Raw genomic sequence first — 21,837 nt, forward strand, 5'->3', positions numbered from 1 at the left:
TCGTGATAGGCTCGATGCCGAAAGAGAAGCGGGACCGGTCGTGCTGCAAAAACTCTCCACTTACCGACAAAAGCGTGACTTCGAGAAGACGCCCGAGCCGTCGGGCAAGGCCGCGGTCGCGCCATCGAAGCAGCGGCGCTTCGTGATCCAGAAGCACGATGCGAGCCGGCTGCACTACGACCTCAGGCTCGAATTCGACGGCGTGTTCAAGTCGTGGGCCGTAACGAAGGGCCCCTCGCTCGATCCGCACGACAAGCGGCTGGCGGTGGAGGTGGAGGATCATCCGCTCGACTACGGCGATTTCGAAGGCACGATTCCGGAAGGCCAGTATGGCGGCGGCACGGTGATGCTGTGGGATCGCGGCTACTGGGAGGCCGAGGATCCGGACGCCGGATTTAGAAAGGGCGATCTGAAGTTCACCCTGCATGGCGACAAGCTGCACGGCAGCTGGGTGCTGGTGCGCATGCGCAACCGCGGCGGCGAGAAGCGCACCAACTGGCTTCTGATCAAGCATCGCGACGAATATGTTCGCGAGGGCAAGGACAACGACATTCTCGACGAGGACAGATCGGTCGCCTCCGGCCGCGCGATGGAGCAGATCGCCGCGGGCAAGGGGCGCGCGCCAAAGCCGTTCATGCTGGCGAAGGGTGCCAAGGGCAAGGCCGACGCCGTCTGGCAGTCCAACCGTGCCGAGGATACAAAGGGGCGCACCGTCAAGCCGGCGCCGCGCGCGGCGTTGAAGGCCGGCAAGACCCCCAAGACCAAGACGGCGAAGAAGAAAGCCACCACGGCGAGCAGCGCGAAGAAGGTCGCTGAGATGCCGGACTTCGTGGCGCCACAACTCTGCACGCTGGTCGAGCGGCCGCCGGCCGGAGAGGGCTGGTGCCACGAGATCAAGTTCGATGGCTATCGCGTGCAGCTCCGGGTCGAGGACAGTGAGGCGACGCTGAAGACGCGCAAGGGTCTCGACTGGACCGGCAAGTTCGGCGCCATCGCCAAGGAGGCGGCCGCGCTGCCGGACGGGATGATCGACGGCGAGATCGTCGCGCTCGACCACAACGGCGCACCGAATTTCTCCTCGCTCCAGGCTGCGCTGTCCGATGGCAAGACCGAAGAGCTGATCTTCTTTGCCTTCGACCTGCTGTTCGCCGAGGGACAGGATTACCGGCGGCTGCCGCTCGGCGAGCGCAAAGCGCGGCTGAAGGAGCTGCTGGAAGCCCGCAAGCGGAAATCGAACCAAATCCGCTATGTCGAGCATTTCGAGAGCGGCGGCGATGCGGTGCTGCAATCGGCTTGCAAGCTCGAGCTCGAAGGCGTGGTGTCGAAGAAGCTGGATGCGCCGTATCGTTCGGGGCGCACCGAGAGCTGGGTCAAGTCGAAATGTCGCGCCGGCCACGAAGTGGTGATCGGCGGCTACAAGACCACGAACGGCAAATTCCGCTCGCTGATGGCAGGCGTGCAGCGCGGCGATCATCTCGCCTTCGTCGGCATGGTCGGCACCGGCTTCGGCGCCGACAAGGTCAAGCGCCTCATGCCGTCGTTGAAGGCGATGGCGGCCAAGGAAAGCCCTTTCGGCGGCAAGAATGCGCCGAAGAAGACGCGCGAGGTGCACTGGCTGAAGCCGGAGCTGGTCGCCGAGATCGAGTTCGCAGGCTTCACCGCCGACGGCAATATCCGCCAGGCCGCGTTCAAGGGCCTGCGGCAGGACAAGCCGGCCGAGGAGGTGGAGGCGGAGAGGCCCGTCGACACGAAGCTTGCCGAACCTGCACCCCGGAAGCGGGCTGCGAAAGCGGCCAAGCGTCCCAAGGACGGCGGCACCGCGGAGGTGATGGGCGTCATCATCTCCAAGCCGGACAAGGAGCTCTGGCCTGAAGACGGCGAGGGTGCTCCTGTCACCAAGCTCGATCTCGCGCGCTATCTCGAAGCCGTCGGCGCGTGGATGATCGTGCATCTCAAGGGCCGGCCCTGCTCGCTGATCCGCGCGCCCGACGGCATCAAGGGCGAATGCTTCTTCCAGCGCCACGCCATGCAGGGCACCTCGAACCTCTTGGAGCTCGCGCGCGTCTCCGGCGACCGCAAGCCTTATCTGCAGATCGACCGCATCGAGGGACTCGCGGCCGTTGCGCAGATCGGCGGCGTCGAGCTGCATCCCTGGAATTGCGCGCCCTATGCCTATGACACGCCGGGCCGGCTCGTGTTCGATCTCGATCCGGCGCCGGACGTCGAATTCGCCGACGTGGTCGAGGCGGCCAAGGAGATGCGGCAGCGGCTCGCCGATCTCGGCATGGAGAGCTTCTGCAAGACCACCGGCGGCAAGGGCCTGCACGTGGTGGTGCCGCTGCTTCACGGCGCGCGCGACAAGGTGAGCTGGAAGGAGGCGAAGGCCTTTGCGCAGGGCGTCTGCCAGTGGATGGCCGACGACAACCCCGAGCGCTATCTGCTCAACATGTCGAAGAAGCTGCGCGAGGGAAAGATCTTCCTCGACTATCTCCGCAACGACCGGATGTCGACGGCGGTGGCCCCGCTGTCGCCGCGGGCGCGCGCAGGTGCCACGGTCTCGATGCCGCTGACCTGGGTGCAGGTGAAGAGCGATCTCGACCCGAAGCGCTATACGCTGCGGACCGTGCCGGGCCTGCTGTCGCGGTCGAAGGCTTGGCAAGGTTACGACGACGCGGCGACATCGATCAAGGCCGCGATCAAGAAGCTGGCGGGGAAGATGTAGGGTGGGCAAAGCGAAGCGTGCCCACGATCTTTCTCGCTACGACGAAGAGGTGGGCACGGCGCAACAGCGCCTTTGCCCACCCTACGAGATTCTCGCTGTGTCGCTAGATTCTGCCCATCAACAGCAGGATCAGCAGGATGACGATGACGAGCCCGAGGCCGCCGCCGCCGTAATAACCGGTGCCGTAGAACGGGCCGCCGCCGATGCCGCTGAAGCCGCCGAGCAGGGCGATGATTAGAATGATCAGAATGATCGTGCCGATAGACATGCGAATTTCCTCCAGCCCTTCCTTGAAGGGTCCTTTGCAACCTGTCCCGTTGTGCGAAGGCAACTTGCCGCAGGTTCTAAAGTTCCCGCATTGAAACACGGCGGGCGGATCAACTTGAATGGAACCTTTGTGCAGGCCGTCGGCATGACTATGTGAGTTCAGTCAATTCGGGGGAGGGCTATGTCAGCACCGCTTGTCGTTTCAATTCCGCATCGTCTCGGCCGCGAGGAGGCGGTGCGCCGGCTCAAGACCGGGCTCGGCCGCGCCGCAGCCAGCATTCCCGTGATGCAGGTCGAGGAGGAGCGCTGGACCGGCGACAGCATGGCGTTCCGCATTCGCGCACTCGGCCAGATTGCGACGGGACAGGTCGACGTCGGCGACGATCAGGTCCGGGTCGAGGTGGTGCTGCCCTGGCTGTTGCAGCGCTTTGCCGAGATGGCGCAGGCCACGATCAAGAAGCGTGGGCAGTTGCTGCTGACCAAGGATGGGGGAAAGTAATTTCAGGCGCGTCCGCGCCGTCGCGCCGGCCTGACGGCGCCTGCCGTGCGGGCTTCGACGACGAACGCGGGAAAGTCCCGGAACGCCTGCGCCAGCGGCAGTTCACCACCGGCGAGGCCCGGCGCGGTGTAGCCGGTCAGGTCGATGGTGGCGTCAAAGCTCTCCGGCGCTGGCCAGTCCCGGCCCGCTTGTGTGAGCGGCGCGAAGTGACGTCCGACCACGACGATCGCCGCGCTGCGGCCGTGACGACGGGCGAAGGCGAGGACATGGTCCGCATGCGTGCCGTGCACCGCCAGCGGCTGGTAATCGCCTTGAGTAAAGACGTCGGCGAGGGCATTGCGCAGCTTGAGAAGACGCCGTGTCCAGGCCAGCTTGATCAGGCCGTCCGGCCAGCGCGCCATGAGGCCGTTCCAGTCCGGCTCGTCCAGCGCGTTCAGCGCCGCGTGCCGCGCGCCAAAGTCGATCGGGCGGCGGTTGTCGGGGTCGACCAGTGACAGGTCCCAGAACTCGGTGCCCTGATAGAAATCGGGCACGCCGGGCAGCGTCGCCTTGAGGGTGAGCTGGCTCAGCGAATTCAACATGCCGAGCAGTGCGACGCGGCGGGCCAGCGTTTGCAGCGCCTCCAGGAATTCGCCTGACAATGCGGGGTCGAGGATCTTGTCGATGAAGCTCTTGATGCCGCTCTCATAGGCTTCATGCGGGTTGAGCCAGCTGGTCTCTTCCTTGCCCTCGCGCGCGGCCTTCAGCGCGTAGGCCTGGATGCGCTCGACGAAGCCGGCGTCAATCGTCTCTTCGAGCGGGCAGGCACCGAGCAGCGTCTGGTAGAGCATGTACTCGAATGTCGCCGAAGGCGCGCGGAAGTTGCCCTGGAGCGTGAGGTGCGGCGCGTTCAACACCTTCCAGCGCGAAACCGCGCCGGTCCATTCGCCCGGAATTTCGCCGAGAGCCGCGATCCGCGTGCGGGCATCCTCGCCGCGCTTGGTGTCGTGCGTGGCGGTGGCCGTCATTCCCAGCGGCCATTCCCTGGCGCGGGCCTGCATGGTCTGGTGGAAGGCGGAAATCGCAAGACCGTTGCTGGCGGGATCGCCACCGACCTCGTTGAGCGCGAGCAGCCGGTGGAATTGATAGAACGCGGTGTCCTCCAGCGATTTCGCCATCATCGGCCCGGTGAATTGCTGCACCTTCAGCGCGAAGCGGCGCACGCGCGGGGCGCTGTGCGGAGGGCGCCCGGGCTTGAGCAGGTCCATGGTCAGGGCGTCGCGCAGGAAATCGAAGATGCCTTCGTCCGCGGCGAACCATTCGCTGCGGGCGCGGGCGATGGTGTCGTCGATCAGCTTGCGGTCGGGCGCGGTCGGGCCGCTGTTGGTCAGATAGGTGCGGTACACCGGGAAATGCAGCACATAGAGCTCCAGTGCCTGCCGCAGGCTGTCGGCAGAAAAATCGCGGGTGGAGTAATGCCCGTTGGCGATACGCGCGAGCAGGCGCGTCAGCACGGTGAATTCACTGGTGAGCAGCGTCTCCAGCACGCGCCGCTTGGCGTCCTTCACATAAGGCGCAAGCCGTGGTGAACGGTTGCTGATCTGCCGCCAAGTCTCGTCAAGCGCCGCCATGCCCTTGGTGTCGACCAGGACCTGGGAAATTACGTTCATCCATTCATAGCCGGTGGTGCCCTGAACGCCGGCGAAATGCGGCAGGCGTTCGTGCTCGCACAGGATTTTTTCGATTACCGTGTAGAATGGCTTGGTGTTGCCCTGCGCGTCGCGCACCAGGCGGCGCAGCCGCTGGCAATATTGCGCGGGGTCGCGCAGGCCGTCGATGTGGTCGAGCCGGATGCCCTGCAGCTTGCCCTCGGCGATCAGCTGCTTCACCAGCCGGTGCGTGGCGGCAAATGTGCTCGCGTCCTCGACGCGCAGACCAGCGAGTCCATTGACGTCGAAGAAGCGGCGATAATTGATGTCGCTGGAGGCGAGCCGCCAGTGCCCGAGCTTGTAGTGCTGGCGCTCGAGCAGGTGATGCAACGCCAGCGTCTGCGTGGGACGATCCTTGGCGGCACGATAAGCGGCAAGACCGTGCGCGATGATCTCGGCGGCGCCCGCGATCTCCTTGAGCTCGGCCTTGAACGCGGGGGCTTCCTTGCGGTTGGGGCGGCGCAGCCCGGTGTAGCGCGCCGCGAGCGAGAGCAGGCGTTTGCCGGCCTCCGTCTCCGCGGCATCCGCGTCCTTCACGATCATGCGCAAGATTTCGCCGTAACGCTCCGGTGCGATGGGCAGGCGATGCTCGAAATACCAGGCGGAGAAGCTGCCCTCGTCGGCATCGTAGCGCAGCTCGATCTCGCCGCTCTCCAGTGCTTCACCGTAGGACTTGCCGAGGATCGGCAGCAGCACGCCGCCGCGAGCGCGGTAGGGTAGCAGGTCCCAGTCGATGTCGAAGGACACCGCGTGGGGCGAGGCCTGGCCCCATTCCAGCACGTCGAGCCACCACGGATTGTCGGCGAAATGCACGCCGACATGGTTCGGCACGAAGTCGATGATGAGTCCGAGGTCGTGCGCCCTGAGTGCCTCGCTCAGTCGCGCGAAGCCGGCTTCACCGCCGAGCTCCGGATTGAACTGGCCGTGATCGACAGTGTCGTAGCCGTGGGTCGAGCCCTTGCGCGCCTTCATCACCGGCGATGCGTAGAGATGGGTGATCCCCAGTGCCTTGAGGTAGGGCACGATGGCGGCGGCCTTGTCGAAGCCGAAATCCGCGGTGAGCTGGAGCCGATAGGTCGCAAGGGGAATGGCAGGAGGCATGCTAACCCCCGAGATGCCAGATCACCGACCAGGGCGGCAGCCGGTCGCCCGCTGCTTCTCCCCAGATCGGCGTGCCCATGGCGGCTTCGGGACGCGCGATGTCCTTGTCCGAGAGATTGGCGAGGAGCCGCAGCGTCGTGCTGTCGCCCATGCGCCAATGCGCAGTGAGCAGGCCGTTGTCCGCCGCCTCGGCCCCGCCGAAGCTGGCCCCCTTCAGCCGCGGCATGATCTGCTTGCGGCGCAGGGTGAGCAGCTCGCGGACCAGCGCCAGCCGCGCGTCTTGCTGCGGCGTGCGGTCGGTCCAGTCGAGCACCGCCGATTGCAGCGTCGCCGGATCGAGCGGGTCGGGCACTTCGTCGCCGAACGTTTCGTAGGCCCACGCATATTCCCGCTTGCGCCCCTGGCGGACGGCGTCGGCGAGCCCGCCCTGGAAATCGCAGAAGAACGGGAAGGGCACGGTCGAGCCCCATTCCTCGCCCTGAAACAGCATCGGCACCATCGGCGCCAGCAGGGTCACCGCGAGCGCGGCTTCGATCTGCTGCGGCGACGCCAGGCTTTCGAGCCGGTCGCCGAGCGGGCGGTTGCCGATCTGGTCGTGGTTTTGCAGGAAGTTGACGAAGGTCGCCGGCGGCAGCGCACCGCTCGGCTCGCCGCGCGGCTTCTTGCCCCAGAACTCGGAGACCTCGCCCTGGTAGACGAAGCCGGACGCCAGCGCGCGCGCCAGATCGAGGCGCGGCGTTTGATAATCCGCGTAATATCCGGCGAGCTCGCCGGTCAGCATCACGTGCCAGACGTGGTGGTAATCGTCGTTCCACTGCGCGCGATATTTGCCGTTCGGCGGCTCCTGTGCGGCGTCGAGCAGGCTGGCGCGATTATCGCCGTTCTCCAGCACGAGATGGATGTGGCGTCCCGTCGCCCTGGCGAGCTCGCCGGCGGCGACGCTGAGATCCTGCAGCATCGACTGCTCGCCGGGCATCGTCATGATGTGATTGGCGGCATCCAGCCTCAGACCGTCGAAACGGTAGTCGCTGAGCCAGCACAGCGCATTCTCGACCGCGAAGGCGCGCACCTGCGGCACGCGATAATCGATCGCGCTGCCCCACGGCGTGTGCGCATCGGTGAAGAAGGCCGGCGCATAGCGGCCGAGGTAATTCCCCTCGGGACCGAAATGATTGTAGACGACGTCGAGGAACACCATCAGGCCGCGCAGATGCGCCTCGTCGATCAGCGTCTTCAGGTCTTCGGGGCGGCCATAGGCGCTGTCGGGCGCATACCACAGCACGCCGTCATAGCCCCAGCCGCGGCGTCCCGCGAAATCCGCCAGCGGCATCAATTCCAGCGCGGTGATGCCGGTTGCGGCGAGATGATCGAGCTTGTCGATCATGGCGCGGTAGGTGCCTTCGGAGGTGAAGGTGCCGACATGGGTTTCGATCAGCACCGTCTCTTCCCAAGGACGGCCGCGCCAATCGCGCGCACGCCAGGAAAAGGCGTCGTGGTCGATCACCTCGCTCGGGCCGAACACGTCGTCGGGCTGGAAAGCCGACGCCGGATCGGGCACGTCGATCGCGTCGTCGATCCTGAACTTGTAGGGGGTGCCGGCGGTGAGACCGGCAATGTCGGCCACGTACCAGCCCTCCTGGCGGCGCTGCATCGCGTGTCGTCGGTCGAGCAGGAGGTCGACGCGGCGTGCAGCAGGCGCCCACAGGCGGAACGACACACCGTCCTTCGTCGGCTTCGCCCCGAAGGATGGCCTCATAGCGCCCCCGCGAAGGCGAGCACGGAGCGCGGCGGCGCCTTGCTGTCGCTTCCGGGCGGGAAGTCGATCGTATTCAGCTTGGCATCGGTCGTGTTCAGGATCTGCTGCCAGCTCTTGTATTCGGTCATTTTTGGCAATTTGAATGCGATCTCTTCGGGGGCGGCGTTCAGTACGATAAAGATCGCAGCTCCGCCCGGTTCCATCGGCCCCATCACGTAGGAAAGGAATCTTCCCTCCGGGAATTTCCAGTCGCTCTCCGTCATCTCGTCGCCGGCAGGCGTCAGCCACAACGCGCCGTAGGATACGCCGTCCGCGGGGCGGCCGTCGAGCCAGCGGTGGCTGCGAAGCTGCGAGAAACGGCGGCGGATCTCGGCGAGATGGGCGACGAAATCGACCATGTCGTCATCCTCCTTGCCGAGATTGTCCCATCCGACCCAGCCGATCTCGTTGTCCTGGCAATAGGCGTTGTTGTTGCCCGATTGCGAGTTGCCGACCTCGTCGCCGGCGAGGAGCAGCGGAACGCCCTGCGCCAGCATCAGGCAGGCAAGCACGTTCTTGCGAAGCTGGCGGCGCAGGCCGAGGATCTGAGGATCGTCGGTCGGCCCCTCGACACCGCAATTGTTGCTGTGGTTGTCGTTGGAGCCGTCGCGGTTGTCCTCGCCGTTGGCCTCGTTGTGCTTCTCGTTGTAGCTGAAGAGGTCGGCGAGGGTGAAGCCGTCGTGCACGGTGATGTGGTTGATGCTGGCGCGCGGCCGCCGTCCGTCATGGTTGAACAGGTCGGACGATGCCGTCATCCGGCTGGAGATGTCGCCGATCAGGCTGCCTTCACCGCTCCAGTAGCGGCGCATGGCGCTGCGATAGCGATCATTCCATTCCGACCATTGCGAGGGGAAGGCGCCGACCTGATAGCCGCCGAGGCCGAGGTCCCAGGGCTCGGCGACGAGCTTGACGGTCGCCAGCACCGGATCCTGGCGAATTGCGGTCAAGAACGAAATGCCGCGATCGAAGCCGTTGGGCCCGCGCGCCAGCGTGGTGGCGAGATCGAAGCGGAAGCCGTCGACATGGCAGACTTCGACCCAGTAGCGCAAGCTATCCATCACCATCTGCAGCACGCGCGGGTGGGTCAGGTTCACCGACGAGCCGCAGCCGGTGAAGTCGTCGTAATAGCGCGGGTTCTCGCGGTTCAGCCAATAATAGGAGGCGTTGTCGATGCCGCGATAGCAAAGCGTCGGGCCGAGGTGATTGCCCTCGGCGGTGTGATTGTAGACCACGTCGAGCATCACCTCGATGCCGGCATCGTGCAGGCGCGCCACGGTGGTGCGGAAGGAATCGAGCGCATTGTCCTGGGCGTAGCGCGGCTCGGGCGCGAAGAAGGACAGCGTGTTGTAGCCCCAGTAATTGGCGAGCTTCTTCTCCACCAGGATGCGGTCGTCGACGAAGCTGTGCACCGGCAATAGCTCGACCGTGGTGACGCCGAGCTTCTTCAGATGCTCGATCATCGCCGGCGAGGACAGGCCGCCATAGGTGCCGCGCAAATTCGGCGGCACGTCGTCGCGCTTCTGCGTCAGCCCCTTGACGTGGGCCTCGTAGATGATCGTGTCTTCCCAGGGGATGTTGGGACGGATCTCGCGGCGGCCCCAGTTGAAGGTCTCGTCGACCACCACGGCCTTGGGCATGCCGCGCGCATTGTCGCGCCGGTCGAAGGAGAGGTCCTCGCGCGGGCTTCCGGTGCGATAGGCGAAATGCGCATCGCTCCAGACCAAGCGTCCGGCGAGCCGCTTGGCATAGGGATCGAGCAGCAGCTTGTTGGCATTGAAGCGATGGCCGTGCTCGGGCTCGTAGGGGCCGTGCACGCGATAGCCGTAGAGCTGGCCGGGCGAGACGTCGTTGAGATAGCCGTGCCAGACGTCCTCGGTCTTCTCGGGCAGCTCGATGCGCTCGAGCTCGCGGCGGCCTTGCGTGTCGAACAGGCAGAGCTCGACCTTCTGCGCGTTGGCGGAGAACAGCGCGAAATTGGTGCCGCGTCCGTCCCAGCTTGCGCCGAGGCGTGCGGGCGATCCGGCAGTCAGGCGCATGTGTCAGCTTTCCGGAACGAGGAAGATCGCGGCGAGCGGCGGAATGGTGAGGCGGAGCTCGCCGCCCTCGGCATGGACTTCACCGATATTGCCGACATTGCTGCCGCCATAATGGGCGGAATCCGAGTTGAGCACTTCCTTCCATTTGCCGGCAAACGGCACGCGAACGCGATAGTTCTGATAGACGTTCGGCGAGAAGTTGACGATCACGAGACAGCGCGCGTGCTCGTCAAATCCCTTGCGCAGCCAGGCGAACACGTTGCGGTTGGCGTCATCCGTGATCAGCCATTCGAAGCCGGCCTGGTCGCAGTCCATCTGGTGCAGCGCCGGCACCGCACGGTAGAGACGGTTGAGGTCGCGGATCAGCGCCTGGGTGCCGGAATGGTACTTGTATTCGAGCAGGTGCCAGTCGAGCGACTGATCGTGATTCCATTCGCGGCTCTGCGCGATCTCCGCGCCCATGAACAGAAGCTTCTTGCCGGGATGACCGAACATGAAGCTGTAATAGGCGCGCAGATTTGCAAAGCGCTGCCACTCGTCGCCGGGCATGCGACCGAGGATCGATCGCTTGCCGTGCACGACCTCGTCATGCGAGAGCGGCAGGATGAAGTTCTCCGAGAAGGCGTAGTGCAGGCCGAACAGGATCTCGTCGTGATGGTATTTGCGGTGGATCGGATCCTTGCTGATGTAGCTCAGCGTGTCGTGCATCCAGCCCATGTTCCACTTGTAGCCGAAGCCGAGCCCGCCGAATTCGACCGGACGCGAGACCTGCGGCCAGGCGGTGGATTCCTCCGCGGCCGTGGTCGCCTGCGGGAAGCGGGCGAAGACCTCGGTGTTGAAGCGGCGCAGGAAGTTGATCGCCTCGATGTTTTCGCGGCCGCCATACTGGTTCGGGATCCAAGCGCCGGGGGGCCGGCTGTAGTCGAGATAGAGCATGGACGCGACGGCATCGACACGCAGCCCGTCGATGGCATAGCGCTCCATCCAGAACAGCGCGTTCGACACCAGGAAGTTGGTCACTTCGGTGCGTCCGTAATTGTAGATCAGCGTTCCCCAGTCGAGGTGGCGGCCCTGGAGCGGGTTGGCGTGCTCGTACAGCGCGGTGCCGTCGAAACTGCCGAGCCCGTGCGGATCGTCGGGGAAGTGACCCGGCACCCAGTCGAGCAGCACGCCGACGCCCTCGCGGTGGCAGGCATCGACCAGAGCGGCGAAATCCTCGGGGCTCCCGAAGCGGCTGGTCGGCGCATAGAGGCCGGTCGGCTGATAACCCCACGAGCCGTCGAACGGATGCTCGCTCACGGGCAGGAATTCGAGATGGGTGAAGCCCATGTCGCGGGCGTAGGCCGGCAGCTGCTCGGCCAGCTCGCGATAGGTCAGCCATTCATCGCCGTTCTTGCGCCGCCACGAGCCGAGATGGACCTCGTAGATCGACATCGGCGCCGACAGCGCGTTGATGCCGTCCGGCGCCGGACGCGGCCGCGGCAGATGGGCTCCGTCGAACACGATGGAGGCCGTCTTCGGACGGACTTCGCTCGCAAACGCCATCGGATCGGATTTCAGCGGCAGCAGGTGGCCATGTGGCCCGATGATCTCGAACTTGTAGTGATCGCCGGCCTTGGCGTGCGGGATGAACAATTCCCAATAGCCGGCGCCGCGCACCCGCATCGGATGGCGCCGCCCGTCCCAGAAATTGAAATCGCCGACCACGGAAACGCGCCGTGCATTCGGCGCCAGCACCACGAAGCCGATGCCGTCGATGCCCTCGAGCCGCATCGGATGGGCGCCGAGCTTGTCATAGAGCCGCTGGTGGGTACCCTCGCCGAGCAGATAGAGGTCGAAATCGGTCAGGATCGGCGGAAAGCGGTAGGCATCCTCGAATTCGACGACGCTGTTGCCGAATTTCGCGCGCAACTGGTAGTGCTTCGAGCCGTTGGGCAGGGCGCCGATGAACAGCCCGGCGTCGTGCACGCGGTCGAGCGGCGCGACCTCGCCATGGTCGCCGACCGCCTCGACATTGGAGGCCTCGGGCAGAAACGCGCGCACCACGCTCTTGCCGCCCTCGGGATGCAGCCCGAGATAGTGGAAGGGGTCGGAGTGGCGGCCCTCGATGATGGCATAGGCCTCGGCAGGAAGTTTAGGCATGGGCTTCGCTCTCGGTCTTGAACAGAATGCGAAGCAGTCCGGTCAGCGGCGCATGCAGCCCCTCAGGCCGGTGGGACAGCTCGTACTCTACGTCATTGAAGGCTTGATCAAGCAGGAAGAACCGCAGCAGTCTCTCGCTGGATTGCGCATCTGCCGGCCACAGCCGTTGATCGGTCATGGCTTCGCGGTAAGCGGACAGGAAGGTTGCGGTGGCACGCTCGCGCCATTCGTCGAGCGCGGCCGCGAGCCGGTCGTGCTCCTCGGAGGCGCCGGTCGGTGCGTGGTTGAGGGCGGCATTGACCGAAACATGAATCGAATGGATCAGGCCAGCGACATCGCGGGCGGCAGGCGCCTTGCGCCGCTTGGCGGCCAGGGGCACGCGCGGATCTCCGTCGAAGTCGATGATGAAGATATCGTCCTTCACGATCAAAGTTTGCCCGAGCCGGAAGTCGCCATGATGACGGATGTTCAACCCACCGATCTCGGATGGCAAGAGCCCGCTCAGATGGTCGGAGAGGAGCGTACGCGCCTCCGTGAGCCGATCAACCAGCGGCCGGTCCGCCTCCCGTAGGCCCTCGCGGCTTTCGGCCAGCCTGTCGAAGACGCGTTCGGCGCGCTCCTTGAGCTCGGATACGAGCCGCTTGACGTAAGCGGAGTCGATCGGCTCAGGAGCGAGATCGACCGGCTCTGCCGCGGCCAGGGCGACATGCAGTTCGCCGAGGCGCCGGCCGATCTGCGCGACGAAGTGCAGATAAAGCGCCTGCTCCTGGGTCTCGCGCAGCGCTTCGCCGATCGGGACGACGCGTTGGTCGTCGATATAGCGATCGAGATAGCCCGTGGTCACGGTCCAGCCGTCGCCCTGGTTCTCGACATAGGCATGCAGCACGCCGAGCGCGCTGCGCTGGTCGCCTTCGACCAGCTCGACGCTGCCGAGCAGCGCCGGCGTGTTGGCGAAGCGCGCGACCTCGGTGAGATATTGGCCGATCTCGATCTCGGGGCTGACACCGCCTTCTAGCCGGCGGTAGATCTTGGCGACGTACTGGTTGTCGACCAGAGCGGTGCTGTTCGACTGTTCGATCGCGCGGATGCGCTCGGGCTCCTTGATGGTGTAGTCGGCGAACCGGCTGGTCGCCTTGAACTCGAGCCGCAGATTGTTCTCCTCCACGACCAGATTCTGCGACAGATTGCGCAGGAACAGGCCGATGAAGATCTGGTCGGTCGCGACGTCCAGCAGCGTGCCCTCGCGCGCGCCCTGGCGCACGGCGGCCAGCGCCTTCGGGTTGAAGCGCTCGCGGTCGAAGCGCACCCATTCGATCTGCATCGGCAGCACGTAGCGCGAGCCGGCGTCTTGGTCCGTCTTCTCGAAGAACGCGATCCAAGGCCTGTTGTCGCCGATATCGCAGAACGGCACGGCCGAGGTCAGCGTGGTCTTGATCTTCTTGGGATTGTGCTCGGGATACCACCTCGTGCGTGACAGGAATCCGGGCAGCACGTCGCGCTCGAAAACCCCGCGCTCGCGGGCCAGCGACACCCAGTTCGAATTCACCGGCACCACCAGCGTCTCAAATTCCGGCACCGCGCGCGGCGTCACCGGCTCGGACTTGTCGCGCTCCTGAAGCTGGAACCAGTAGAAGCCGTATGGCCCCAGCGTGATCATGTAGGGGAGTTCGCCGATCGCCGGGAAGCGGGTGCGGCCGAGCATCTCCTGCGGGATGCGGTCCTTCCACGGTGACAGGTCGAGCTCGGTGGCTTGCGCCGCGCGCGACAAATTGGCGACGCAGAGGATCACCTCGTCGCGATATTGCCGGACATAGGCCAGCACGGCGCGGTTGGCCGGGCGGATGAAGGTCATGGTGCCGCGGCCGAAGGCGAGCGTCGACTTGCGGACCGAGATCAGCCGCTTGGTGGCGCTGAGCAGCGACGACAGGCTGCGCGACTGCGCCTCCACGTTGACGGACTCATAGCCGTAGACGGGATCCATGATCAGCGGCGCGTAGAGGCGCGCCGGGTCGCAGCGCGAGAAGCCGCCGTTGCGGTCCGGGCTCCACTGCATCGGCGTGCGCACGCCGTTGCGGTCGCCGAGATAGATGTTGTCGCCCATCCCGATCTCGTCGCCGTAATAGATGATCGGCGTGCCGGGGAAGGACAGCAGCAGCGAGTTCATCAGCTCGATCTTGCGGCGGTCGTTGTCCATCAGCGGCGCAAGGCGCCGGCGGATGCCGACATTGATGCGGGCGCGGGGATCGTTGGCGTAGGTGGTCCAGAGATAGTCGCGCTCGACGTCGGTCACCATCTCCAGCGTCAGCTCGTCATGATTGCGCAGGAAAAGCGCCCATTGGCAGCTCGCCGGAATGTCCGGCGTCTGGCGCAGGATGTCGGTGATCGGGAAACGGTCCTCCTGCGCGATCGCCATGTAGATGCGCGGCATCAGGGGGAAGTGATAGGCCATGTGGCACTCGTCGCCGCGGCCGAAATATTCCTGCACGTCTTCGGGCCATTGATTGGCCTCGGCCAGCAGCAGCTTGCCCTTGGAGTAGGAATCGAGCTCCTGGCGCAGGCGCTTGATGATGGCGTGCGTCTCGGGGAGGTTCTCGTTGTTGGTGCCGTCGCGTTCGCAGAGGTAGGGAATGGCGTCCAAGCGGAAGCCGTCGACGCCGGCATCCAGCCAGCGCTTCATCACCTGGATGAGCGCGCTGACCACGCGCGGATTGTCGAAATTGAGGTCGGGCTGGTGCGAGAAGAAGCGGTGCCAGTAGAACGCGCCGGCCTCGTGGTCCCAGGTCCAGTTCGACTTCTCGGTGTCGGTGAAGATGATGCGCGTGCCCTGGTACTTTTGGTCGGTGTCGCTCCAGACATACCAGTTGCGGGCGCTCGAGCCCGGATGGCTGCGGCGCGCGCGCTTGAACCATTTGTGCTGGTCCGAGGTGTGGTTGACCACGAGCTCGGTGATGACGCGCAAGCCGCGCTTCTGCGCCTCCTGGATGAAGCGCTTGAAGTCTTTCATGGTCCCGAAATCGGGATTGACCGAGCCGTAATCGGCGATGTCGTAGCCGTCGTCGCGGCCGGGCGAGGGATAGAACGGCAACAGCCACAGCGCGGTGACGCCGAGCTCCTGCAGATAGGGCAGCTTCTCCGTCAGTCCGGCGAAGTCGCCGATGCCGTCGTTGTTGCTGTCGGCGAAGGCCTTGACGTGCAGCTGATAGATGATGGCGTCCTTATACCACAGCTCGTCCACGATCTCGGCAGCCTCGGCTTTCTTGGTGTCGACGGAAGACAGAACATTCATGGCGTGCCCCTTACGCCAGGCAGCGGAACAAGAGCGCCGGATCGCGGTCAGGATCGATACGCACCCTGATCCCGCCCCATTCGATGCGGGATTGTTCGCCGCTGAGGAGGTTTTCGAGTGTCGTCACATGGTGACGCTGCCCGCCGGCGTCAACCGTGACGTCGCCGAGCGGCAGCCAGCATTCGCGCGACCGGCCGGAAAGTGCGATCACGATCACGACGGTGTTGGCGGGCTCGGCCGCCTCCTTGACGAAGGCGATGGTTTCGCCGTCGTCGACGCCCAGAAAACGCAGATTCGCCGTTTGCTGGAGCGCGGCATTGTCGTTGCGGACGCGGTTGAGGTCGGCAATGTAGGACTTGATGTTGCCGGGCTGATCCCAGTCGCGCTGCTTGATCTGGTACTTCTCGGAATCCAGATATTCCTCACGGCCGGGAGTCGCTTCGTGTTCGAGCAGCTCGAACCCGCTGTAAAGGCCGTAACTGCCCGACAACGTGGCCGCCAGCGCAAGGCGAGACTTGAACGCCCAGGCTTCTCCGCTCTGGAGATGATAGGGCAGCAGGTCGGGCGTGTTGACGAACAGGTTCGGACGATAGAAGTCGCGCTCGGGATGGCGCGTCAGCTCGCCGAGATATTGCTCCAGCTCCCACCGGGAGGTGCGCCAGGGGAAATAGGTGAAGGACTGCGCAAAGCCGAGCTTGGCGAGGCCCTTCATCAGCTTGGGCCGCGCAAACGTCTTGGAGAACAGGATCACCTCGGGATGCCGGCGGCGGATGTCGCCGATCAGCCAGTCCCAGAACGCAAGTGGCGCGGTGTCGTGATTGTCGATCGCGAAGATGGTGACGCCGTGGTCGATCCAGAACAGCATGGCGTCGCGAAAGGCGTTCCATAGGCCGACGCGGTCGACCGAGGCGAAATCGGGGATCACGATGTCCGAATAGGGGCCGTCCGCCGTCCGCACCGAGCGGTCCGGCCGCCATTTGAACCATTCGGGATGCTGCGTCAGCCAGGGATGGTCCGGCGAGCATTGCACGGCGAAGTCGAGCGCCAGCTCGAGGCCGTATTCGAGACAGGTCGCAACCAGCGCGCGGAAGTCCTCGATGGTGCCGAGCTCGGGATGCAGCGCGTCGTGGCCGCCCTCGGCGGCGCCGATCGCATAGGGCGAGCCGGGTTCGCCTTCGCGCGCCACCGGCGCATTGTTGCGGCCTTTGCGGCGACTGCGGCCGATCGGGTGGATCGGCGTGAAATAGAGCACGTCAAATCCCATCGCCGCGATATCGGGCACGCGTGCGATGCAGTCGCGGAGCGTGCCGTGCCGGCCGGGAATCCGGCTCTGGCTGCGCGGCATCATCTGATACCAGGCGCCGAACCGCGCTCTGTCGCGGTCGACGACAAGCGGGAAGGATTGTGAGCGGGTCAGGTCGGGCCGGGACTGGCTCTCGGCCATGGCATCGCCGAGCTCGCTCGCCAGCAGCGAGGTGACATCGCCGGTCTGAAGATAATCCTCGCATTGTCGGACGATGATTGCCGCCGCGGCCTGCGGCGCGCCGTGGGCCTTGGTCAGCAGGCTGGCACCCTCGAGCGCGTCGAGGTTGACATCGGCGCCCGTTCGCTGCTTGCGCGCCATCCCGTGGGACCAGGTGGCGAACTCGTCGGTCCAGGCCTCGATCGCATAGAAATATCGGCCGGGCTCCACCGGTGTGAAAGCGCCGGACCAGCGGTCATTGCCGTGCTGGCTCATCGGCTCGCGCCGCCAATCCCGGTCCTGCTCGGGGCGCCAGAGCAGCGCGGCCCCGATCACGGCGTTGCCGTCGCGGTAGACATCGGCCCACACCTCGACGCGATCGCCCGCGATCCGCTTCACGGCGAAGCGGCCGCCATCGATCGCGGGATAGACGTCTTCGATGAGGAAAGCGCTGCCGGCTGCGGCACTTTCGACAGTTTGAATTGTCTTGTTCACGGTGATGCCATTGACAAGAAAGCAGGTGACAAGAGAGCAGGGCCCGTTTCCCTTGTCGGGAACCTACGCTTGATACCCTATATAGAAAGCCGCTTGTGTGTCATTAGTTCCCCCTGGGAACGGCAGGCATGGTTTGTGAGTTGACCCAGACTAACGTCTTCCGCTGCCTCGTTAAAATCGATGCCCCTGGCCGAAGAATGGCCTGCAAGCTGCGTGCCGTATGGATCTTTTAGCTCAAGCCCGGATCAAGGGCGTTCAATCCGAATTCATTGATGCGCTTGGGAAGCTGCGGGTCACCGACCCCGTGGCCCTGAAGTCCATCCTCGACGCCCTGCCGGAAAAGCGGGTTTACCGCTTCGTCAACGGGCCGGTCGTGGTCCGCGCGCTCGGACATCCGCGCACGGAATTGGCCGCCATCGGCGCGCCGCCGCTGCAATGGAAATTGACTGCAAACGGCAAATCGACGGCCCAGGGCGAGACACGCGAGCCCGTGATCGCCTGGCCCGCCGGCCTGCCGCTGGGCTATCACCGGTTGACGCTGACCGATGCCGAAGGCGTGACCGAAGAGGTGCCGATGATCGTGGCGCCGGAGCGGGCTTTCGGCGGCGATTTCGACCGCGGCTGGCTGCTCGCCGTGCAGCTCTACAGCGTCCGTTCGGACCGCAATTGGGGCATCGGCGACTTCACCGACCTCGCCGATCTGGTCCGGCTCGCCCAGCAGCTCGGGGCCGACGGCGTCGGGCTCAATCCGCTGCACGTTTTGTTCGACGACCAGCCGTCCGACTGCAGTCCGTATTCGCCGAACAGCCGGCTGTTCCTCAATCCGCTCTATATCGACGTCGAGGCCATTCCCGAATTCTCGGCGGACCTCGTGCCCGACGCGGCGGCGACCGCTGCCCGCCTGCGCCAGGGCGATCGCGTGCCTTACGCCGACATGGCGGCGTTGAAATGGCTGGCCTTGCGCGCGGCGTTCAACAGCTTCGTGGCGAGCGCGAGCCAAGCGCGCCGAAAGGCGTTCGACGCCTTCCGTGCCGCCCGCGCGCCGTTGCTGTCCCGCTTCGCCTGCTTCGAGGTACTGCGCCATCGCTTCGCCGCGCCGTGGTGGGAATGGCCGGCGGAATGGCGGCAACCGGACGAGGCCAAGTGCGCCGAACTGCGCAATGGACCCGACAAGCGCGAGGTCGAATTCGTCGAATTCGTGCAATGGACCGCGGACATTCAGCTGCATGACGCCAAGGAGCTCGCCAGCCAGCTCGGCATGCGCGTCGGGCTCTATCTCGACGTCGCGGTCGGCGTGCAGTCCAACGGCTTCGATGCCTGGAACGAGCAGATGGCGATCTCCCGCCATCTCGCCGTCGGCGCCCCGCCCGACGTGCTCAACACCATCGGCCAGGACTGGGGCCTTGCGGGCTTCAACGCCGGCGGCCTGGAGGCGCAATCCTTCGTGCCGTTCGCCGACATGCTGGCGGCCTCGATGCGCCATGCCGGCGCGATCAGGCTCGATCACGTGCTCGGCCTGAAGCGGCTCTATCTCGTGCCGCGCGGCTTCAAGCCGGACAACGGCGCCTATGTGCAGATGCCGTTCGAGGCGCTGCTCGGCGTCGTGGCGCGGGAGAGCGCCGCCCACAAATGCATCGTGATCGGCGAGGATCTCGGCACCGTGCCGGAAGGTTTCCGCGAGATGATGCAGGATTTCGGCATCTGGTCCTACCTCGTCATGATGTTCGAGCGCGACGAGACCGGCCGCTTCCGCAACGTCGAGCATTACCGGCCCAATGCGCTCGTCACGCTGAACACGCATGACCTGTCGACCTATGCCGGCTGGCGCTCCTTCGGCGACCTCAAGATGAAGCGCTCGCTCGGGCTCGATCCCGGCGAGAACGATCAGGCGCGCTGGGATGCGCTCGGCAGGCTCGACGAGATCCTGCGCCAGAACGGCATCAAGGCCAACGACCTCTATTCGGTGCTCGCCTTCCTGTCGCGCACGCCGTCGCGGCTGCTCGCGGTGTCGATGGAGGATCTGCTCGGCGTGATCGACCAGCCCAACATTCCCGGCACGATCGACGAACATCCGAACTGGCGCCAGCGCCTTCCCGTCGCACTCGACAAGATCGCCTCGAAGGTCGACCTCACGGCCTTGCGAGCGGCAACGCGGGAACGTTCGTTGAACGGCGGGAGTTGATCGGCCGGGGCGTCTCAGGCTCGCACGACATTGTCTCAGAGGATCGAGGACTACGCGCTGATCGGCGATTGCGAGACCGCGGCGCTGGTCGGGCGCAACGGTTCGATCGATTGGCTGTGCTGGCCGGCCTTCGATTCCGACGCCTGCTTTGCCGCCATCCTCGGCACCCACAAGAACGGCCGCTGGCTGATCGCACCGAGCGGCGACGTCACCAAGATATCGCGACGTTATCTCGGCGACACCCTCATCCTCGAAACCCGCTTCGAGACGAAGAGCGGCACCGTTGCGCTGATCGACTTCATGCCGCCGCGCGGCAAGGCGTCCGACGTCGTGCGGCTGGTGCGCGGCATCAAGGGCACGGTGAAGATGCGGATGGAGCTCGTCATCCGTTTCGGCTTCGGCATCGATATTCCCTGGGTGCGGCGGATCGACCATTCCCTGATGGCCATCGCCGGCCAGGACATGACGGTGCTGCGCACGCCGGTCGAGACCCGCGGCGAGGATCTGACGACGGTCTCCGACTTCGAGGTGAGCGCGGGCGAGACCGTACCCTTCGTGCTGACCTATGGCCCCTCGCATCTGCCGCCGCCCGCGCCGATCGATCCGGAAATTGCGCTCCAGGAGACCGAGACATTCTGGCGGGATTGGTGCAGCCATTGCACCCGCGACGGCGAGTATCGCGATCTCATCATGCGCTCGCTGATCACGCTGAAGGCGCTGACCTTCGCCCCGACCGGCGGCATCGTCGCGGCGCCGACCACGTCGTTGCCGGAGAAGCTCGGCGGCACCAGGAACTGGGATTACCGCTTCTGCTGGCTGCGCGATGCCACCTTCACCCTGCTGGCGCTGATGAACTCGGGCTACACCGAGGAAGCCCTGGCCTGGCACAATTGGCTGCTGCGCGCCGCCGCCGGCTCGCCGGCGAACATGCAGATCATGTACGGCATCTGGGGCCAGCGCAGGCTCCTGGAATGGGAGGCCGGCTGGCTCGACGGCTACGAGGGCGCAAAGCCGGTGCGCGTCGGCAACGCCGCGCATGCGCAGCTCCAGCTCGACGTCTACGGCGAGTTGATCGACGCCTTCCATCAGTCGCGCATGGCCAAGCTCAAGCTCGACGAGGAGACCTGGGCGCTGGAATGCGCGGTGCTCAATCATCTCGCCGAAGTCTGGGACCGGCCCGATCACGGCATCTGGGAGCGGCGCGGCGAGCCCAAGCATTATGTATTCTCCAAGGTGATGACCTGGGTCGCCTTCGATCGCGGCATCAAGAGCGCCGAGACCTTCGGCTTCAAGGCGCCACTCTTGCACTGGCGCACCTTGCGAGAAGCGATTCATCGCGACGTCTGCCGCAGGGGATTTGACGCGGAGGAAAACGCCTTCGTCGAATGCTACGGCTCGAAACTGCTCGATGCCAGCGTGCTGCTGCTGCCGTGTGTCGGTTTTCTGCCGGCGGAAGATCCGCGCATCCGCGGCACCATTGCGGCGGTCGAGAAACGCCTGATGCGCGACGGCTTCGTGCTGCGGCACGATCCGCGCGAACTGCCTGAGGGCCAGCCGCCGCTCGAAGGCGCGTTCCTGGCCTGCAGCTTGTGGCTGGCCGATGCCCATGTGCTGGCGGGCGATCTCGACAAGGCGCAAAGCTTGCTCGACCGCGTAGCCGGCATCGCGAACGACGTCGGCCTCTTGGCCGAAGAATACGATTCAGACGCCCGGCGCCAGACCGGAAATTTCCCGCAGGCGCTGACCCACATCGCGCTGATCAACACCGCGCAAAATCTGTCGGCGGCAAGGCAGAAGAGCGAGAAGCCGGCGATGCAGCGGTCGAAGTGAATCGGCGCGGCAGAGGTTTCTTCACCTCTCCCGTAGGGCTACGGCATTCACACATCGTTGTTGAAGACCGAAAGGATGTCTGATTCCGTGTCCATCCTGGACAGGAGGATGGCATGGAGCTCGGACTGGGACGGTTTGGCGACCGTCGCCTGGAAAAAGGGGGGCTATTACGGCAAGCCGGGTCCGGTCGTCATGCTTCAGGGTTGGCTCGAGTTCCAAGCCATGAAACGCGGCGCCCACCTCATGCTCCCCCCACGGGATAACCAGAGTGATGTGTGAATCCAGTAGCCCGTAGGGAGAGGTCGGATCGCATCGAAGATGCGTTCCGGGTG

At 65.1% G+C, this 21,837-nt stretch carries 11 protein-coding genes; 4 read left to right on the top strand and 7 right to left on the bottom strand.

What is annotated here, in order from left to right; all coding sequences use genetic code 11:
- The first annotated feature begins 40 nt into the window (after positions 1-40).
- Complete coding sequence (gene ligD / locus DCM80_RS19325) at positions 41-2,722, top strand: DNA ligase D (protein ID WP_257193140.1); 2,682 nt, start codon at positions 41-43, stop codon at positions 2,720-2,722.
- A 103-nt stretch (positions 2,723-2,825) separates the two neighbouring features.
- On the opposite strand, the gene DCM80_RS19330 is transcribed toward ligD, so the two are convergent.
- A complete protein-coding gene (locus DCM80_RS19330; protein ID WP_008560028.1) occupies positions 2,826-2,990 on the bottom strand; it encodes a DUF3309 family protein in 165 nt (54 codons plus the stop codon).
- A gap of 180 nt (positions 2,991-3,170) precedes the next feature.
- On the opposite strand from DCM80_RS19330, the gene DCM80_RS19335 reads away from it, so the two are divergent.
- A complete protein-coding gene (locus DCM80_RS19335; RefSeq protein ID WP_126255122.1) occupies positions 3,171-3,488 on the top strand; it encodes a polyhydroxyalkanoic acid system family protein in 318 nt (105 codons plus the stop codon).
- A 2-nt stretch (positions 3,489-3,490) separates the two neighbouring features.
- On the opposite strand, the gene treY is transcribed toward DCM80_RS19335, so the two are convergent.
- Genes treY through DCM80_RS19365 form a run of 6 tightly spaced genes read right to left on the bottom strand, consistent with a single transcriptional unit; the run spans position 3,491 to position 17,493 of the window.
- Positions 3,491-6,277 carry a malto-oligosyltrehalose synthase gene (gene treY / locus DCM80_RS19340; protein WP_257193141.1) on the bottom strand — a complete coding sequence of 929 codons (2,787 nt, stop codon included), beginning with the start codon at positions 6,275-6,277 and terminating at the stop codon, positions 3,491-3,493.
- Between the two features lies 1 nt (position 6,278).
- Entirely contained in the window at positions 6,279-8,033 is a 1,755-nt protein-coding gene (gene treZ, locus DCM80_RS19345) for a malto-oligosyltrehalose trehalohydrolase (RefSeq protein ID WP_257193142.1), read from the bottom strand.
- Complete coding sequence (glgX, locus tag DCM80_RS19350; protein ID WP_257193144.1) at positions 8,030-10,108, bottom strand: glycogen debranching protein GlgX; 2,079 nt, start codon at positions 10,106-10,108, stop codon at positions 8,030-8,032. The genes treZ and glgX overlap by 4 nt, the downstream gene beginning before the upstream one ends.
- Positions 10,109-10,111: 3 nt before the next feature.
- Positions 10,112-12,250, bottom strand: coding sequence for a 1,4-alpha-glucan branching protein GlgB (glgB, locus tag DCM80_RS19355; RefSeq protein WP_257193145.1), 2,139 nt, complete (start codon positions 12,248-12,250; stop codon positions 10,112-10,114).
- Positions 12,243-15,536 carry a maltose alpha-D-glucosyltransferase gene (treS, locus tag DCM80_RS19360; RefSeq protein WP_257193146.1) on the bottom strand — a complete coding sequence of 1,098 codons (3,294 nt, stop codon included), beginning with the start codon at positions 15,534-15,536 and terminating at the stop codon, positions 12,243-12,245. The genes glgB and treS overlap by 8 nt, the downstream gene beginning before the upstream one ends.
- Before the next feature lie 10 nt (positions 15,537-15,546).
- Complete coding sequence (locus DCM80_RS19365; protein WP_257193147.1) at positions 15,547-17,493, bottom strand: maltotransferase domain-containing protein; 1,947 nt, start codon at positions 17,491-17,493, stop codon at positions 15,547-15,549.
- Positions 17,494-17,713: 220 nt separating this feature from the next.
- Between DCM80_RS19365 and malQ the strand changes: the two genes are divergently transcribed.
- Both malQ and DCM80_RS19375 read left to right on the top strand, forming a co-directional pair.
- Complete coding sequence (gene malQ, locus DCM80_RS19370) at positions 17,714-19,675, top strand: 4-alpha-glucanotransferase (protein ID WP_257193148.1); 1,962 nt, start codon at positions 17,714-17,716, stop codon at positions 19,673-19,675.
- Positions 19,676-19,705: 30 nt separating this feature from the next.
- The gene (locus DCM80_RS19375; protein WP_257193149.1) at positions 19,706-21,505 is read left to right on the top strand and encodes a glycoside hydrolase family 15 protein; all 1,800 of its coding nucleotides are present in this window, start codon (positions 19,706-19,708) and stop codon (positions 21,503-21,505) included.
- The last annotated feature ends 332 nt before the right edge of the window (positions 21,506-21,837 follow it).

Source organism: Bradyrhizobium sp. WBOS08, from assembly GCF_024585125.1.
Lineage (GTDB): Bacteria > Pseudomonadota > Alphaproteobacteria > Rhizobiales > Xanthobacteraceae > Bradyrhizobium > Bradyrhizobium japonicum_B.